Here is a 15,904-nt window from a genome sequence, read left to right as displayed (position 1 = left end):
ACATCACAGATCGGCCATCGCACAAAAAAAGGACGCCTAACGGCGTCCTTTTCTTCTCCCTTCTGGCAGGGATCACATATTGGGATAATTCGGCCCGTCGCCGCCCTGCGGGGTGGTCCAGTTGATATTCTGGGCCGGGTCCTTGATATCGCAGGTCTTGCAGTGGACGCAGTTCTGGAAATTGATCACGAATTCCTGTTTGCCGTCCTTTTCCACCACTTCATAGACCCCGGCCGGGCAATAGCGCTGCGCCGGTTCGTCATACATGGGCAGATTGTTGGAAATCGGAACCATCGGGTCCTTCAGCTGCAAATGGCAGGGCTGGCTTTCCTCGTGATTGGTGAAGGAGAAGCTGACATTGGTCAAACGGTCGAAGCTGAGCGTGCCATCCGGTTTCGGATAATCAATCGGCTTGTGGACCGAGGCCGGTTCGGTCGCGGCCGCATCGGTCTTGCCGTGTTTCAGCGTGCCGAGCAGAGAGAACCCCAGCGTGTTGGTCCACATGTCAAACCCGCCAATCGCCAGCGACGCGGTCAGGCCAAATTTCGACCATAGCGGTTTGACGTTGCGGACCTTTTTCAGATCCTTGCCTATCGCGCCCTTGCGAACCTCTTCTTCGTAATCGTGCAATTCGTCCGCTGAGCGCCCGGCCTTGATCGCCTTATGAGCAGCTTCCGCCGCGGCCTTGCCCGACAGCATGGCGTTGTGGTTGCCCTTGATCCGCGGCACATTGACCATGCCGACCGAGCAGCCCAGCAGCGCCACGCCGGGCGCCACCATCTGCGGCATCGACTGATAGCCGCCTTCGGAAATCGCCCGCGCGCCATAGGCGACGCGCTTGCCGCCCTTCAGCAGCTCCGCCACCATCGGGTGATGTTTGAAACGCTGGAATTCCATGTAGGGGAACAGGTGCGGGTTCTTGTAGTTCAGGTGCACCACGAAACCGACATAGACTTGGTTGTTGTCGAGGTGATAGATAAACGACCCGCCACCGGCATTGCTGCCCAAAGGCCAGCCCATCGTGTGGGTCACGGTCCCTTCGCGGTGCTTGGCCGGGTCGATTTCCCAGATTTCCTTCATGCCCAGACCAAATTTTTGCGGCTCTTTGCCGTCGGACAGACCGTAGCGTTCGATCACTTCCTTGGTCAGGCTGCCACGCACGCCTTCGGACAGGAACACGTATTTGCCATGCAGTTCCATCCCCGGCTCATAGCCCGGTCCTTGGGTGCCATCGGGGTTCTTGCCGAATTCGCCCGCGACGACACCCTTGATCGTGCCCTTGTCGCCATAAACCAGTTCGGAACAGGCCATACCGGGGAAGATTTCCACGCCAAGTTCTTCGGCCTGCTCGGCCATCCAGCGGCACACATTCGCCATCGAGACGATGTAATTTCCGTGATTGTTCATTAGCGGCGGCATCGGGAAATTCGGCACCCGAATTTCACCCGCTTCGCCCAGCATGTAAAAATTATCTTCTTTCACCGGCACGTTCAGCGGCGCGCCTTTTTCCTTCCAGTCAGGGATCAGCGCATCGAGCCCGCAAGGGTCCAGAACCGCGCCCGACAGGATATGCGCCCCGACTTCGGAGCCTTTTTCCAGTACGACCACGTCAAGGTCTGCATCCAACTGCTTCAACCGGATCGCTGCTGACAGGCCCGCCGGACCTGCGCCGACAATCACTACGTCATATTCCATCGCTTCCCGTTCGGTTTCCGACATGGATGGTCCTCCTCTGGATCCGGCACGTAATTAAATTTCAAACGTGATTACCGCGCTGCAGCATTGTCCGTCAATCGCGACGAGGCGTTAAAACTGCCTGATCTTAGTAATTATCGCTGACTTCCGGGCTGTCGCCCAGCAAATAACGAGGCCCCTGCCCTTTGTTTCGGGCGCGGTCGTGATCGTTATACAATGCGCATTTGGGCAAAGACAGACAGCCGCACCCAATGCAGCCATCGAGATTGTCGCGCAGCTTTTCCAGCGTCGCTATGCGCTGATCCAGCGCTTGGCGGAACTGTCGTGAAATCTGCCGCCAATCGGCGGGCGTCGGGGCGCGTCCGTTGGGCAGACCGTTGAGCAGGTCGCGGATTTCGGCGATGGAGAAGTCGAATTTCTGCGCAATCATGACAAAGGACAGCCGCCTGATATCGGCCCGTTCGAACCGGCGCTGACCGCCTGCATTGCGCCAGGCGGCAATTAGTCCCTGCGATTCGTAATAGCGTATCGCCGAAACGGCCAGTCCGGTGCGTTCCGCCAATGCCCCGATGGGCAGCCCGGCCTTTTTCCGCAAGCTTCTGTTTTCAGGCAATTCTAAATCCTTGACCTAAAGTTAGGTTTAGAAATTAGCCTGCATCCACATTGAAAATCAACAACAAGGACTTCCCAATGACCGTTCAACTGGAACATGCCAATTTTACAGTCACCGATCCCGAAGCCACGGCAAAATGGCTTTGCGATGTCTTCGGCTGGCACATCCGCTGGCAGGGCACCGCAATAGACGACGGCCATACCATCCATGTCGGATCGGATGACAGCTATGTCGCAGTCTATGCCCCGCCGGTCGCGCCGCAAAAGGCGGCCACGTCGCGGTACCGCACCATAGGCGGGATGAATCACCTCGGCGTGGTGGTCGATGACATCGACGCGATCGAAGCACGGGTGAAGGCCGCCGGCTTCACCCCGATCAACCACGCCGATTACGAACCGGGGCGGCGGTTCTATTTCCTCGATGGCGACGGGATCGAATTCGAGGTGGTCAGCTATGCGTAACGACCGGCCCCGCCAGAGAATTTGGCGATATTTCGCACGGCTACCCGCGCCACCCCCTTGCATTATGCCCATGCATTGGTTCAGGTAATTCAACACGAATTAAAAAACATCAACGGCGGGCGTCCCGCGCCCGCCGTTCTGTCATGGAAAGGGGCCCATGGAAAAGTTACCGATGACCCGCGCGGGGTTCGCTGCACTTGAGGTGGAATTGAAGCACCTGAAATCGGTCGAACGACCGGCCATCATCCGGGCAATCGCCGAAGCGCGAGAGCTGGGTGACCTGTCGGAGAATGCCGAATACCATTCCGCCCGCGAAAAGCAGAGCTTCATCGAAGGCCGGATCAAGGAACTGGAAGGCGTGATTTCACTGGCCGACGTGATTGACCCCGCCGGGCTGAAAGGCGCGATCAAATTCGGCGCGACAGTGACACTGGTCGATGAAGATACCGACGCAGAAAAGGTCTGGCAGATCGTTGGTGAATATGAGGCCAATATCGAAAAGGGCCTGCTGAACATCAAATCGCCCCTCGCCCGCGCCCTGATCGGCAAAGAAGAAGGCGACAGCGTCGAAGTGCGCACCCCCGGTGGGGACCGATCCTACGAAGTGTTGAAGATCGAATTTATCTAATCCTGATTTCAGGGTAGCGAGTGCCCAAACATGGCTGACAAGCAAAACGGCCGCCCGACCACGCCGTTGGGCCTATATGACAAGCCCAGCCGGGCAAAAGTCACGACAATCGAGCTTGTCGCGATCTTGCTCAGCGTGGTCTGGATGGTTGTTGCGGGCTGGTTTTTCATGACGCTTGAAACCCCGATAGAGGTCGAAGGCCCGGACGGATTACGGTTCCTGATGACCCTGCTGGTGATCTTTTTGCCGGTGGCGATGATCTGGGTCGGCGCGACGGCGGCACGGTCCAGCAGGGTGATGCGCGAAGAAAGCGCCCGGCTACAGGCCGCGATCGATGCCATTCGACAGGCTTATGTGGCACAGTCACAGGGCCGCGATCTGGCCAACGAACCCGCTGTGACCCGCAAGCTGGACGAAATAGCGGATGCGCAGCGCAAAACGGAATCCGCGTTGGCGACCTTTACCAGCAGCCGTGATCGTGGCCCGGGTACGATCCGCCCGACCATTCAGTCAGCAGCGACCGAAGACACCGAGAATCAGGCGCCACTGCCACTGGGCACCCCGGCCGACGAAATCGGTCCGCCGCTGTCGCGTGCCGATTTCCTGCGGGCCATGAATTTTCCCGAAACCGCCGAGGACGAAGAAGGGTTCGTCGCGCTGCGCAAGGCGTTGAGGGACCGTCAGGCGGCACAACTGATCCAGGCCAGCCAGGACGTTTTGACCCTGCTCAGCCAGGATGGCATCTATATGGACGATCTGCGCGCAGATCTGGCACGGCCGGAAATCTGGCGCCGGTTCGCCGCCGGGGAACGCGGTCGCACCATTGCCAAGATCGGCGGCATTCACGACCGCAGTTCGCTGGCCCTGACTGCAGGCCGGATGAAGCAGGACCCGATTTTCCGCGACGCGGCGCATCATTTCCTGCGCCGCTTTGACAAGATGTTTCAGGATTTCGAACAGGCCGCGTCGGATACCGAGATTTCCGAAATGTCTGAAACCCGCACCGCCCGCGCCTTCATGTTGTTGGGTCGGGTTGCCGGAATTTTTGACTGAGCGAAAAACATAACTGAGCGAAAAAATCGTTCTGCTGTTTGCATCCCGGGCCAGTCGCAGTTACGACTGACATTCTTCACATATTAAGCGTCATAGCCAATGCCATCTTCACATCCCCGCACGCCTTACTGGCAAGGTTTCCGCGATGGCCTGCCTTTCCTGCTGGTCATCGCTCCGTTCGGACTGCTGTTTGGCGTTGTCGCCACCGAAGCCGGGCTGAGCGTGTTCGAAACGCTGACATTTTCCGTCGTGGTGATCGCCGGGGCGGCCCAGTTCACCGCCCTGCAACTGATGTCAGAACACGCACCGACCGCGATCGTTCTGGCCTCGGCTCTGGCGGTAAACCTGCGCATGGCGATGTATTCGGCATCTCTGACCCCGCATATCGGGGCGGCCCCGCTGTGGAAACGCGCCGTGATAGCCTATTTCACAGTGGATCAAAGCTATGCCTGCTCCATCGTGGCCTATGAAGAGAACCCAAGCTGGAGCGTAGCGCAGAAGACCGCCTACTTCATGGGGACGGTCACGCCAATTTGTCCAATGTGGTATGGATTTACCCTCGTCGGATCGCTGATCGGCTCTGCGATGCCATCGGGGCTGGCGCTGGATTTCGCCATCCCGATCACGTTCCTTGCCATTATCGCCCCGGCGCTGAAAACGCCGGCCCACCGGGCGGCCGCGCTGGCCTCTGTGCTGCTGTCGCTGGCGTTCAGTTTCCTGCCCTATAACCTTGGGGTTCTGGTGGCCGGTCTGGGCGCGATGATGACCGGGGCGCAGGTCGAACTGTGGCAGGATCGCCGGAAAGAGGACCTGTGATGGAAGGAATCGACAGAACCACGCTCTGGACGGTGATCATTCTTCTGGGTCTGGGCAGTTTTGGATTGCGCTTTGTCTTCACCGGGCTGGTTGGCGACCGGGTGATGCCGGAATGGTTGCTGCGGCATCTACGTTACACGGCTGTGGCGGTGCTGCCCGGACTGGTCGCGCCGCTGGTGATCTGGCCGACCGGAACAGGTGGCAATTTCGATCTACCCCGTTTGGTTGCCGCGCTGGTCACACTTGGCGTCGGCTATGCCACTAAAAACGTGCTGGCCGCCATTGGGTCCGGCGCAGCCAGTCTTTATGCCCTGCTCTATCTGCTGGGATAGCGGCTAGGATTTGGTTTGCTGCTGAACGCGTTCGGGATCATAGGCTTCAAGCGCCTTGAACCGGTCTTCGTCGTCATATTCGTATAGCTGCTGCGTGCTAACCGTGGGAACCTGACCGAACTGTTCGGACAATTTGTTGGGATAATATGTCGGTTTGATGTTCAGTTCAGGCAGCTGCGACAGGATTGTCGATGTGCTTTGCGAACACATCGCATCAGGAACTTCGCCATAGCTCAACGCCAATTGCAGCGCCTTTTCCGCGGTTTCGGGCGAAACCTCCATCCGCTGCACCACAACATGATAGGTCTTACGGGCATGGAACCGGGTATAGACATCTTTGAGCTGTGGGGTGACATTATAAACCACGTCATTCCGGGTCACGATACCGTGCTTGCGGAACGAACCGGCGGGATCGAAGATCACCCGCTGGCTGCCATTGATCATCAGCGACGAATGCGCGCCCGCGCCGTTGCTGTTATTGACCATCGTATAGAGGGTCAGCGCCGGCGGGCCGTCATGGCGATAGACCGATTTGGCCAACACCTCGTCGGAAACCGGCGGATCTTTCTTGACGACACACCCTGCCGTAACCGTTACAGCGCAAAGCGCCAGGATAAATCCACGCATGACAATCCCCTGCTCATCGCTTCCGGTTTTGGGAGGCGGGTAATTAGCTGTTGACCAGCGCCATGAAGATCAGGATGGCGATGATGGCAACAACCGACCATTTGACGAAATTCACGAAACCGGCAAAAGTTTCTTCCTGAACATGAATGTCCATTTCGCCATGCTTGTGTTCAGCCATTTTCACGTTCCTTCATAGTAGCTGTTTCGAGCTTGATTAGCGGATTTTTCCGGCCCTGTCACCACGACAAAACGGTCGCAGGTGCCGGATCATCCCCTTTTTGCCAGATCGGCAGCCAGACGGAAGCCGATCCGCTTGGGTTCAACCTGTTCGGGTTCCTTCGGCAGCGCCCGCAGAATCACGCTGAGCTGGCTGACATGCTGAATCAGCTGAGTTTTCAGGCCGAAATCGTCAGTGCCGTAGAAGGTAACAATATCGGGATCGAAAAAGCCCAGACCTTCGATCCGTAGCACCCCGGCATCGCCGCCGGCGAAGCCCATGGCGATTTCATGTTCGTTATCCAGCGTCTGTTCGAAATTCTGGATATAGAGGATCAGCCGCTCATAAGCCCATTCCGCCGGGCTTTTGTCCTCCAGCGGGATGTCGGTTACTTCGGCAGGCACATCGGTATTGCAGGGCGTTGCGGGATCGGCATGGACTTCGTGTCGGCGCGGCAAGGCAGACATTTCCTGGGCCTCAGCCGTCGTCGAAATCTTGGTTTCCATCGCTCAGCCCCTCATCTGCCATAACCAGGCTTCGTCTTCGCGCCGTTCGCGCGTGACTTCTCCTGTCTGATGCAGATGGTTCAAATGCGCAACCGCTTCGACCAGTGCCAGGCCGTAGGTGCCGCCATCGATTCTCCGTTTGAACAGTGGCGGAAAACAGTCCGCAGCGGTGCGGGGTGTCTGCAGGTGATCGCGCAACCGGCGCAATGCGCCATGGTGATTATCCAGCAATTGACGCATCCGCGTCGGCGCGCCGGTAAAGGGCAGTTTGTGACCGCCCAGCACCAATTGATTTTCATTCACCAGTAGCCGCAACCGTTCGCAGCTTTCCATCCATTCGCCCAAGGGATCGGCATCGGGTTCGGTCGGATGCACCCCGATATTGGGGCTGATCGACGGCAGGATCTGATCGCCCGACAGGATCAGATCGTCATCGCGACTCCACATCGTCAGATGTTCGGGCGCATGGCCATGACCGATATGAATATCCCAATCGCGGCCACCGGCGCGGATCACATCGCCCTGCTGAATACGGGTATAGCCCACAGGCAGCGGATGGCAGATATCGGAAAAATTGAACGGGCGTTCCTGCCGTCGTTTGTCCAGTATCTCGGGGTCCATCCCGGCACTTTTCCAGAACGCGATCAATTCCGGCGTGGCTTCGGTCTGTTCGTCCAGGATCAGCATCCGGGTCATCAGAAACGCCGTGCGGGTGGTGGCGATCTCGGCGCCGAAGCGGGCCTTGAACCACCCCGCCATTCCGACATGATCGGGATGGTGATGGGTCAGGATTACCCTTCCCACCGGCTTGCCGCCCAGCGCCCCGGCCAGCAGAGGCTCCCAGAGCGCCACAGAGGTTTTCGAATACACACCGCAATCTATCAGGGTCCAGCTGTCGCCTTCGTCCAGTGCATAGATATTCACATGGTTCAATGTCATCGGCAGAGGCATCCTGATCCACAGGATGCCGTCTGCGACCTCTATCGCGGTGCCATTTTCGGGCGCTTCTGCCCAAGGGTAACGTATGCCGGCGGTATCGAGGCTCATGCCTCCAACTCGTCCAGGCTGAAGGCATAAAGGTCATCCGCCCCGGCCATCGCATGCGCCAGCAGTGATTCATGTTCCGGCAGCAACCGGCGAATGTAGAACCGCGCCAGCTTCGACCGCGCCCCTTCTCCACCTTCGACCATCGCCGCTTTCAGGTGATAATGGCCGCCCAGAACCCGGGCGAACGCGCGGGTGAAGGGAACCGACCCTGCAAAACGGGTGTTCATATCGGTCTGCGTCACCAGCCATTCCACAGCCTCGCGCAGGCTTTCACAGGCCTGCCAGACCGGTTCGGCCAGTTCCGGCAGCGTGCAACGGGCGATTTCCGCATGGGCCTCGATTTCGTCGATCAGGACATTGGCGGCTTCTCCCCCGTCCATCATCTTGCGCCCGACCAGGTCCATTGCCTGAATGCCGTTGGTGCCCTCGTAGATGGCCGTGATCCGTACGTCGCGGCTGAATTGTGCCGCACCGGTTTCTTCGATGAAACCCATGCCGCCATGCACCTGAACACCCTGTTCGGCGACATCGATGCCGGTGTCGGTGGCAAAGGCCTTGGCAATCGGGGTCAGGAACGCGGCGCGGGCCTGCCAGTCGGCAGTCCCGGTGGCCGACGCCATGTCCAGAGCTATCGCGCAGGCCATCACGATGGAGCGCGCCGCGAACGTGTCGGCCTTCATCGTCAGCAGCATCCGCCGCACATCGGCGTGATTGACGATAGGGCCGAATTGCTGCCGTTCCTTGGCATAGTCCAGCGCCTGCTGATAGGCCGCCTCGGCCACGCCGACGCCCTGCGCGCCGACCCCAAGACGGGCATTGTTCATCATGGTGAACATCGCGGCCATACCGTTATGAGGTTCTCCGACCAGCCACCCCTTGGCACCGTCGAACTGCATCACAGCGGTCGGGCTGCCATGAATACCCATCTTATGTTCCAGGCTGACCACCTTCAGGTCGTTGGCGGGGCCGGGATTGCCATCGGCGTCGGGGATGTATTTCGGCACCATGAACAGGCTGATCCCCTTGGTCCCGGCCACCCCATCGGGCAGCCGCGCCAGCACCAGATGACAGACATTGCCGCCGAAATCGTGATCACCCCAGGTGATGAAGATCTTCTGCCCGGTGATCGCATAGGTGCCGTCGCCGTTCGGTTCGGCCTTGGTCTTCAGCGCCCCGACATCCGACCCGGCCCCGGGTTCGGTCAGGTTCATCGTGCCGGTCCATTCGCCGCTGATCAGCTTGGGCAGATACAGCGATTTTATCTCTTCGCTGGCGTGATGTTCCAGCGCTTCGCACTGGCCTTGCGTCAGCAACGGGCACAGGCCCAGCGCCATGTTCGCCGATGCCATCATTTCATTGAAGGCGGTGGTCAAGGACAGCGGCAATCCCATGCCGCCTTGTGCTTCGGGTGCCGACACCGCGACCCAACCACCCTCGGCGATTGCCTCGAACGCTTTCTTGAACCCGGGCGAGGTCCGCACCACGCCATTTTCCAGCACCGCCGGTGTCAGATCGCCATTGCGCAGCGTCGGATAGATCACTTCTTCGCAAAGCTTCCCCATCCCTTCGAGAACCGCATCGGTCAGATCCGCGCTGGCTTCGGCGAATTTTTCGGTGCCGCGCAGCTGGTCCAGGTCGGCGACATTGTCGAAGATGAAACGGATATCCTCAACTTGGGCGCGATAGGTCATTGGTGTCTCCTCCTGGCATGCGGCTTGGCTTCCGGTCGCACTGCCTGTATTCGATTGGTGTTACCCGTGCAAAGTAGTGAACCGCACGATCACCTCAATTGGAACGCCGCGTCATTGGCCATGATTACCGCCCGAACCGAACTGCTTGGCGATGACCCCGCCGGATTGTCCCGCGCAGCAGAAATCCTTTCCGCAGGCGGGCTGGTCGCAATGCCCACCGAAACGGTTTACGGGCTGGCTGCCGACGCGCGCAACGACATGGCCGTGGCCCGAATCTTCGAGGCCAAGGGGCGACCACGCTTCAACCCGCTGATTGTCCACTTGGCCGACGCCAAAGACGCTCAACTTTACGTTGCATGGCCGGACATGGCCCAGAAGCTGGCCGATGCGTTCTGGCCCGGCCCGCTGACCCTGATCCTGCCATTGCGGCCAGAGGCCGGCCTTTCACCACTGGTGACCGCAGATTTACCCAGCCTGGCCGTGCGGGTTCCGGCCCACCCGCTGGCCCGCAGACTGCTGCAGCGTTTCGGTGGACCGGTCGCGGCACCTTCGGCCAATCCGTCGGGCCGGATCAGCCCGACCGAGGCACGCCACGTTCTGGACGGATTGTCGGGCAAGATCGACGCGGTGGTCGACGGCGGCGCCTGTCCGGTCGGGGTGGAATCGACGATCGTTGGCCTGACCGGGCGCCCGACATTGCTGCGCCCCGGCGGGGTCCCGGGCGAAGAGATCGAGGCTGTCCTGGGCCAGCCGCTGGAACACCCGTCACCGGACGGCCCGATCAGCGCCCCGGGCCAGCTGCGTTCGCATTACGCGCCGGGCGCCAGCGTCCGCCTGAACGCGACCGAACTGAAAGACGGTGAAATCCTGCTGGGTTTCGGAGCCGTGGATTGCGCGCTGAACCTGTCCGCAACCGGCGATTTGACCGAAGCGGCGGCAAATCTTTTTGGCCACCTGCATGCGCTCGATGCGCTGAACCCGAACGGCATCGCGGTCTCGCCGATCCCCGAAACCGGCCTGGGCCGTGCCATCAATGACCGGTTGCGCCGCGCCGCCGCGCCACGCTGATCTGTTAAAAGGACTGCGCGTGATCCGCAGGCAGGTCTGGCGCTACGCGCGAATTGGGGGCCAGCCCCCAAACCCCCGAAGTATTTCACCCAAGAAGAAACAGAGCCTTGTGATTTCATCTTGGTCGAAATACTCCCGCCAGAGGCATTCCCGAGACGGAGGCCAAAGGCCGGAGACGAGACAAACCTGCGCGCGCCTTGGGCGCTCAATCAGGTCAGGCCCGGCCAGCGTCGGCCGAAAGCAGCAGCGCGTCGACACCGATACTGTGCAGGGCCGCGTCCCATTTCGCCGCATCCTTTGTGGCAAAGATCAACTCGCTGGCCGCAGCGCAGGTCAGCCAGCCATTCTGTGCGATTTCGCTTTCCAGCTGTCCCGGCCCCCAACCCGCATAGCCCAGAGCCAGCAGCACCTTCTCTGGCCCGCGCCCCTCGGCCAGTTCTTCCAGCACATCCAGCGTCGCGGTCAGACCATATGAATCAGCCACCCGCAACGTATTGAGCGAAGAGACGTAATCAAGGCTGTGCAACACGAAGCCACGACCGGTTTCGACCGGCCCGCCGAAATGCACACCGATTTCGGGCGTGTTGGCGCCGCTGTCAATCGACAGCTGTTCCAGCATGTCCTTCAGCGCAACCTCCTCGGTCGGCTTGTTGACGATCAATCCCATCGCCCCATCATCGGAATGGGCGCAGATCAGGACCACCGCATGGTCAAAGCGCGGATCGCCCATGCCCGGCATTGCGATCAATAATTGTCCCGTCAAATCCATGTCATATTCCGGAATGCTGATAGTATAAGGATAGGTACTGCCCGGGACGCGGTCCAGCACCTCATTGATAAAAAAACACATCACGCCGCAATTCACTCTATGCTCGCCGGAAAGTGAGTTGGCAAAATCGGCTTTATGTCCCATGTCTGAAGAATGATCAGACGTTTTTTATTCAGCCTTGCCGCGATAACCGCATTGTCCATACCTGTCGCACAATCCGCGCTTGCCGAGGGTACAGTGCCCACATTGGCGCAGCTGGAGGTTTTGCCCGGATGGGACCGTGCCGACGGCACCCGGGTGGTCGGATTGCATATCACCCTGCCGCCCGGCTGGAAAACCTATTGGCGTGCGCCCGGCGATGCCGGCATCCCGCCCCTGATCGAACTGAACGGATCGCGCAACCTGTCGGCCATGGTGCCGGAATGGCCAACACCGCATGTATTTTCGCAAAACGGAATGCGGTCTGTCGGGTATCGCGACGATGTGATTCTGCCGATCATCCTGACGCCCGAGAGCCCGGACGCACCGATCAGCTTGCGCGGGCGTCTCCAGATCGGAATTTGCAAGGATATCTGCGTCCCGGCCGAATTGATGTTCGATGCCGCGCTGCCCCCCGGATCGGCACGGCGCGATCCGCAGATCAGTGCCGCGTTGGCGGATCGTCCGGTTGCCGGGCGCGATGCCGGGCTGGGCCGGATCACCTGCTCTGTCTCGGTGACCGCTGACGGGCTTTCGCTGAGCGCCGATTTCCTGCTGCCCTCGACCGGCGGCACCGAATATGCGGTGGTGGAAACCGCCAATCCCGAAGTGTGGGTGGCCGAGGCAGTAACCCGGCGCCGGGGCGATATGCTGCATGTTCAAACCGAAATGATGCATGTCGAAGGTGGCGGCTTCGCGCTGGACCGGTCGGGGATTCGTATCACCGTGCTGGGCAGCGACAGGGCGGTGGACATTCAGGGCTGCCCCGCGCCCTGAGCCCCCCGGTTAGCTGCGGGCGCGGCGCAGCCGCAGCGCCAGCACCGTGGCGGACACCGCATACACCACCAGCACCAACAGCGCAGCACCGGACAGGAACAGCCCCAGACCGGTAGCGACCGGGGGCAGGTTTTCCAGTGCCGGGACTGCCCGGGTCAGAACCGGATGCGCAGCACCCTGCCAGATCGGCCAGAGCAGGCTTAGTCCGAGCCAGGCCAACAGACCGGCCGCAGCCCCGAGGACCGGCAGCCGCAGCCCGGCAACCCGCACTGCGTGCCGCAGCGCATTGATTTGCCGCCGGACATCGCTTTGCGCCGCGATCAGCGCCGGCACCACCAACAGTACCAGCAACATGCCAAACCCCAGACCATAGACCAGCGTGATCACCGTCGGGCGCAGGAATTGCGCCTGTTGCGAGGACTCGTAAAGCAACGGTGCCAGCCCCAGAACCGTGGTCAGGGTGGTCAGGATCACCGGGCGCAGACGATCTGCGGTGCCGTCGATGATTGACGGGATCAGCCCCCGGTCTTCGGCATATTCGTCGATTGTGGTGACCAGAACGATGGAATCGTTGATGATGATTCCGGTCATCCCCAACAGCCCGACGACAGAGAACATAGAGAGCGGAACATCCCAGAGGTAGTGACCCCAAATCGCCCCCACCAGACCGAAGGGGATGATCGCCATCACCACCAAAGGCCGGGTCCAGCTGGCAAATACCCACGCCAGCACCAGATAAATGCCGGTCAGGCACAGGATCAGGCCGGTCTGCGCATCCTGCAAAAAACTGTCTTCTTGTTCGGACAGGCCCGACAGCCGCCATTCCACCTGCAGATTGCTGGCAATCTCGGGCAGGATTTCGTCGCCCAGCGCTGTTGTGATTTCGGCCGCGCGGACCGGATCGTCTTCGGAAATGTCGCCGGTGACAGAAATAAGCCGGATACCATTTTCGCGCCGCACGGTGGAAAAGCCGCTGCGCGAAACCACGGTTACAATATCCGAAAGCGGCACGTAAATGCCGCTACTGCTGCGCAGTTGCATCCGGTCGAGAAAATCAGCAGTCAGTTCATCGGCAGGCAGTTCGACCCGGATCGAGGCACTGCGCGGCCCATCGGGATAGGTCGCGGCCTCCAGCCCGTTCAAACGGTGACGCAAAACCCGGCCCAGACTGTCGATGGTAAAACCCAGCGCCTGCCCCTGCGGGGTCAGATCAAGGATCAGCTCTTCCTTGTCATAGGACAGGTTGTCTTCGACCGCCGAAACCTCCGGATAGCGGACCAGCGCCGTTTGCAACGCTTCGCTGGCCCGTTTCAGCACCGCCGCATCGGCCCCGAAGAATTGCACATCCAGCGCATCGCCGCCGGGCCCCGAGCGCCAGCCCCGGAAGCTGACCACCTCGGCCAGCGGATGCTGGCGGACCTCATCCTGCAAATCAGCCACGAAGGCAAAACCCGAATAGGGCCGCAGATCCGCATCGATCAGTTCGATCGCGATCCCGCCCAACAGGTCGGCATCCTTGTTATCGGCCCCGGGCAGCGGTCGCCCGGAATTGCCACCAATCTCTGCCACCACGTAATCGACCGGGTTACGTCCGTATTTTTCTTCGTAGCGGGTGCCGACCTCGTCCACCGCGCGCTGCATTTCGCGCATCATCGCCAGCGTATCGTCACGGGACGCGCCCGGCAGCATGGCAAAATTACCGGTGACCGAACTGCGTTCGGGCGCATTGAAAAACCGCCATGTGACATCGCCACTGGCAAACAGGGCGATCTGACTGGACAGGATCAGCAGCGTTCCGGCCAAAACCGGGTACCGGGCCCGGACGATCAGCGCGGTCAGAGGCCGAAACAGGTGATCACGCAGCCAGCGAAACCCGCGATTGACCATGCGCGACGGCCAATCATACCAGTGGTCTTTGTGCTGATGGGCCAGCGCATGGGACATGTGGTTGGGCAAGATCAGAAAGCATTCAACCAGCGACGCCAGCAGAACAGCGATCACCGTAAACGGGATATCCCCGATCAAATCACCGAACCGACCGCTAATCGCGGTCAGGCCAAAAAAGGCGATAATCGTGGTCAACGTCGCGGAAAACACCGGCATTGCCATTTTACGGGCAGCGTTTTCGGCGGCCCCCAGCGGACCTTCGCCATATTTACGCAACCGCGCATCGGCATGTTCGCCCACCACAATGGCATCATCCACCACGATGCCCAGCGTAATGATCAGGGCAAACAGGCTGATCATGTTCAGGGTCAGGCCGAACATGTACATCAACGCGATTGCCGACAGCATCGACACCGGAATACCCGCCGCCACCCAAAACGCGGTTCTGGCATTGAGAAACAGGAACAGCAGCGCCACCACCAGTCCCAGCCCCATCAGCCCGTTATCGAGCAGGATATTCAACCGCCCGCTGATCGCTTCGGCACGGGTGCGGATCAAATCGATACTGACGCCTTCGGGCAGGGTCGCCTGCAGTTCTTCGGCGACCTGTTCCACCTGATGCTGAATCTTGATCGCGTCACCTGCGGCGGACCGGTCAATCCGGACCGAAACGCCGGGATTTTCACCGACAAAATAACTACGGCTGCGATCCGAGCCCAAAATTTCGACCCGAGCCACATCGCCCACGGTCAATGTTGATCCGTCTTCGTTCGAGCGCAGCACGATCGCCGCGATCTGAGCAGGGCTGCGTTTTTCCACGCCGGTGCGGACGCGGGCATTCGCCCCGGTCACGTCGCCCGCCGGATCTGCGGCCACTTCTTCGGCGATGGCTCCGGCGATTTGTTGAATAGTGATATCATGGGCGATCAGATTGACCGAGGGGATTTCCACCAAAGTCTCGGACGCGGCAACGCCGCGAATGGTGGTCCTTGTCACCCCGACACTGAACAGCCGGGCGACGAATTCATCGGCAAAAAGCCCCAATTGGCGCGGTTCCACCGGGCCGGTAATCACAACGTCCGTAACCCGGTCGCGCCACGCCCCGCGCGTGACCTGGGGATCTTCGGCGTCGTCGGGCAGCGAGGTTACCGCGTCCACCGCCGCCTGCACGTCATCGGCGGCCCGGCTCATGTCCCAGCCCGGTTCGAAACTCAGCGAGATGTTGGCGCGGCCTTCGCGGCTGGCGCTTTCGCTGCTTTCGACGCCCTCAACCGTCAGTAGTGCCGGTTCCAGAAGCTGAACGATGGCAGTATCGACATCTTCTGCCCCGGCCCCGTCCCATTTGACCGAAACCGAGACATCATCGACGACCACATCGGGGAAGAATTGCGCCCGCATCCGGGGCACCGCCGCCATGCCCAGAACCAGCAGCACCACCAGCAACAGGTTGGCCGCCGTGCGGTGACGGGTGAAATAGGACAGGATGCCACCCGCCGCCTGCGGGATTGCGCGCACCACG

The 15,904-nt window shown here is 60.3% G+C and carries 16 protein-coding genes; 7 read left to right on the top strand and 9 right to left on the bottom strand.

The genetic code is table 11. From position 1 onward, the window contains the following. Positions 1 to 72: 72 nt before the first annotated feature. Positions 73 to 1,719 (bottom strand): electron transfer flavoprotein-ubiquinone oxidoreductase, encoded by a 1,647-nt coding sequence (locus VOI23_RS10885; protein WP_323784819.1) that lies wholly within the window; start codon positions 1,717 to 1,719, stop codon positions 73 to 75. A gap of 103 nt (positions 1,720 to 1,822) precedes the next feature. Continuing rightward, positions 1,823 to 2,308, bottom strand: a complete 486-nt coding sequence (gene soxR, locus VOI23_RS10880) for a redox-sensitive transcriptional activator SoxR (RefSeq protein WP_416376523.1) — start codon at positions 2,306 to 2,308, stop codon at positions 1,823 to 1,825. Between the two features lie 77 nt (positions 2,309 to 2,385). Between soxR and VOI23_RS10875 the strand changes: the two genes are divergently transcribed. The 5 genes from VOI23_RS10875 (at position 2,386) to VOI23_RS10855 (ending at position 5,598) form a co-directional block, all read left to right on the top strand. Further along, positions 2,386 to 2,769, top strand: a complete 384-nt coding sequence (locus VOI23_RS10875; protein WP_323784818.1) for a VOC family protein — start codon at positions 2,386 to 2,388, stop codon at positions 2,767 to 2,769. A gap of 157 nt (positions 2,770 to 2,926) precedes the next feature. Continuing rightward, complete coding sequence (greA, locus tag VOI23_RS10870; protein ID WP_323784817.1) at positions 2,927 to 3,397, top strand: transcription elongation factor GreA; 471 nt, start codon at positions 2,927 to 2,929, stop codon at positions 3,395 to 3,397. Positions 3,398 to 3,427: 30 nt separating this feature from the next. Beyond that, on the top strand, positions 3,428 to 4,450 hold the full coding sequence (locus tag VOI23_RS10865) for a hypothetical protein (RefSeq protein WP_323784816.1): 1,023 nt from the start codon (positions 3,428 to 3,430) through the stop codon (positions 4,448 to 4,450). A gap of 99 nt (positions 4,451 to 4,549) precedes the next feature. Further along, the gene (locus VOI23_RS10860; RefSeq protein WP_323784815.1) at positions 4,550 to 5,266 is read left to right on the top strand and encodes an AzlC family ABC transporter permease; all 717 of its coding nucleotides are present in this window, start codon (positions 4,550 to 4,552) and stop codon (positions 5,264 to 5,266) included. Continuing rightward, positions 5,266 to 5,598 carry an AzlD domain-containing protein gene (locus VOI23_RS10855; RefSeq protein ID WP_323784814.1) on the top strand — a complete coding sequence of 111 codons (333 nt, stop codon included), beginning with the start codon at positions 5,266 to 5,268 and terminating at the stop codon, positions 5,596 to 5,598. The genes VOI23_RS10860 and VOI23_RS10855 overlap by 1 nt, the downstream gene beginning before the upstream one ends. Positions 5,599 to 5,601: 3 nt before the next feature. Here VOI23_RS10855 and VOI23_RS10850 read toward each other — a convergent pair whose 3' ends face one another. From VOI23_RS10850 to VOI23_RS10830, 5 genes are all read right to left on the bottom strand, one after another. After that, a complete protein-coding gene (locus VOI23_RS10850) occupies positions 5,602 to 6,225 on the bottom strand; it encodes a hypothetical protein (RefSeq protein ID WP_323784813.1) in 624 nt (207 codons plus the stop codon). Positions 6,226 to 6,268: 43 nt separating this feature from the next. Next, on the bottom strand, positions 6,269 to 6,403 hold the full coding sequence (locus tag VOI23_RS10845; protein WP_323784812.1) for an aa3-type cytochrome c oxidase subunit IV: 135 nt from the start codon (positions 6,401 to 6,403) through the stop codon (positions 6,269 to 6,271). Positions 6,404 to 6,492: 89 nt separating this feature from the next. Further along, a complete protein-coding gene (locus VOI23_RS10840; protein WP_323784811.1) occupies positions 6,493 to 6,948 on the bottom strand; it encodes a DUF6173 family protein in 456 nt (151 codons plus the stop codon). Positions 6,949 to 6,951: 3 nt separating this feature from the next. Beyond that, entirely contained in the window at positions 6,952 to 7,995 is a 1,044-nt protein-coding gene (locus tag VOI23_RS10835) for an MBL fold metallo-hydrolase (RefSeq protein WP_323784810.1), read from the bottom strand. Beyond that, positions 7,992 to 9,686 carry an acyl-CoA dehydrogenase gene (locus VOI23_RS10830; protein WP_323784808.1) on the bottom strand — a complete coding sequence of 565 codons (1,695 nt, stop codon included), beginning with the start codon at positions 9,684 to 9,686 and terminating at the stop codon, positions 7,992 to 7,994. The genes VOI23_RS10835 and VOI23_RS10830 overlap by 4 nt, the downstream gene beginning before the upstream one ends. A gap of 120 nt (positions 9,687 to 9,806) precedes the next feature. Here VOI23_RS10830 and VOI23_RS10825 point away from each other — a divergent pair, with 120 nt between their 5' ends. After that, positions 9,807 to 10,754 (top strand): L-threonylcarbamoyladenylate synthase, encoded by a 948-nt coding sequence (locus VOI23_RS10825; protein WP_323785005.1) that lies wholly within the window; start codon positions 9,807 to 9,809, stop codon positions 10,752 to 10,754. 214 nt (positions 10,755 to 10,968) lie between these two features. Here VOI23_RS10825 and VOI23_RS10820 read toward each other — a convergent pair whose 3' ends face one another. After that, the gene (locus VOI23_RS10820; RefSeq protein WP_323785004.1) at positions 10,969 to 11,523 is read right to left on the bottom strand and encodes a YqgE/AlgH family protein; all 555 of its coding nucleotides are present in this window, start codon (positions 11,521 to 11,523) and stop codon (positions 10,969 to 10,971) included. 153 nt (positions 11,524 to 11,676) lie between these two features. Between VOI23_RS10820 and VOI23_RS10815 the strand changes: the two genes are divergently transcribed. After that, positions 11,677 to 12,498 carry a protein-disulfide reductase DsbD domain-containing protein gene (locus VOI23_RS10815; RefSeq protein ID WP_323784806.1) on the top strand — a complete coding sequence of 274 codons (822 nt, stop codon included), beginning with the start codon at positions 11,677 to 11,679 and terminating at the stop codon, positions 12,496 to 12,498. Positions 12,499 to 12,507: 9 nt separating this feature from the next. Here the strand turns inward: VOI23_RS10815 and VOI23_RS10810 are convergent, their stop codons facing one another. Continuing rightward, positions 12,508 to 15,903 carry an efflux RND transporter permease subunit gene (locus VOI23_RS10810; RefSeq protein WP_323784805.1) on the bottom strand — a complete coding sequence of 1,132 codons (3,396 nt, stop codon included), beginning with the start codon at positions 15,901 to 15,903 and terminating at the stop codon, positions 12,508 to 12,510. Position 15,904: the final 1 nt, after the last annotated feature.

Origin of the sequence: Thalassovita sp., from assembly GCF_034670005.1 — a bacterium.
Lineage (GTDB): Bacteria > Pseudomonadota > Alphaproteobacteria > Rhodobacterales > Rhodobacteraceae > Thalassobius.
Note: the sequence above shows the minus strand (reverse complement) of the source record. Positions and strands in the feature narration are given on the sequence as shown.

What these genes read in the sequence shown, in the direction of transcription:
- VOI23_RS10885 (WP_323784819.1), bottom strand. Translation starts at nt 1,719, where the DNA reads ATGTCGGAAACCGAACGGGAAGCGATGGAATATGACGTAGTGATTGTC.
- VOI23_RS10875 (WP_323784818.1), top strand. Translation starts at nt 2,386, where the DNA reads ATGACCGTTCAACTGGAACATGCCAATTTTACAGTCACCGATCCCGAA.
- greA (WP_323784817.1), top strand. Translation starts at nt 2,927, where the DNA reads ATGGAAAAGTTACCGATGACCCGCGCGGGGTTCGCTGCACTTGAGGTG.
- VOI23_RS10865 (WP_323784816.1), top strand. Translation starts at nt 3,428, where the DNA reads ATGGCTGACAAGCAAAACGGCCGCCCGACCACGCCGTTGGGCCTATAT.
- VOI23_RS10860 (WP_323784815.1), top strand. Translation starts at nt 4,550, where the DNA reads ATGCCATCTTCACATCCCCGCACGCCTTACTGGCAAGGTTTCCGCGAT.
- VOI23_RS10855 (WP_323784814.1), top strand. Translation starts at nt 5,266, where the DNA reads ATGGAAGGAATCGACAGAACCACGCTCTGGACGGTGATCATTCTTCTG.
- VOI23_RS10850 (WP_323784813.1), bottom strand. Translation starts at nt 6,225, where the DNA reads ATGCGTGGATTTATCCTGGCGCTTTGCGCTGTAACGGTTACGGCAGGG.
- VOI23_RS10845 (WP_323784812.1), bottom strand. Translation starts at nt 6,403, where the DNA reads ATGGCTGAACACAAGCATGGCGAAATGGACATTCATGTTCAGGAAGAA.
- VOI23_RS10840 (WP_323784811.1), bottom strand. Translation starts at nt 6,948, where the DNA reads ATGGAAACCAAGATTTCGACGACGGCTGAGGCCCAGGAAATGTCTGCC.
- VOI23_RS10835 (WP_323784810.1), bottom strand. Translation starts at nt 7,995, where the DNA reads ATGAGCCTCGATACCGCCGGCATACGTTACCCTTGGGCAGAAGCGCCC.
- VOI23_RS10830 (WP_323784808.1), bottom strand. Translation starts at nt 9,686, where the DNA reads ATGACCTATCGCGCCCAAGTTGAGGATATCCGTTTCATCTTCGACAAT.
- VOI23_RS10825 (WP_323785005.1), top strand. Translation starts at nt 9,807, where the DNA reads ATGATTACCGCCCGAACCGAACTGCTTGGCGATGACCCCGCCGGATTG.
- VOI23_RS10820 (WP_323785004.1), bottom strand. Translation starts at nt 11,523, where the DNA reads ATGGATTTGACGGGACAATTATTGATCGCAATGCCGGGCATGGGCGAT.
- VOI23_RS10815 (WP_323784806.1), top strand. Translation starts at nt 11,677, where the DNA reads ATGATCAGACGTTTTTTATTCAGCCTTGCCGCGATAACCGCATTGTCC.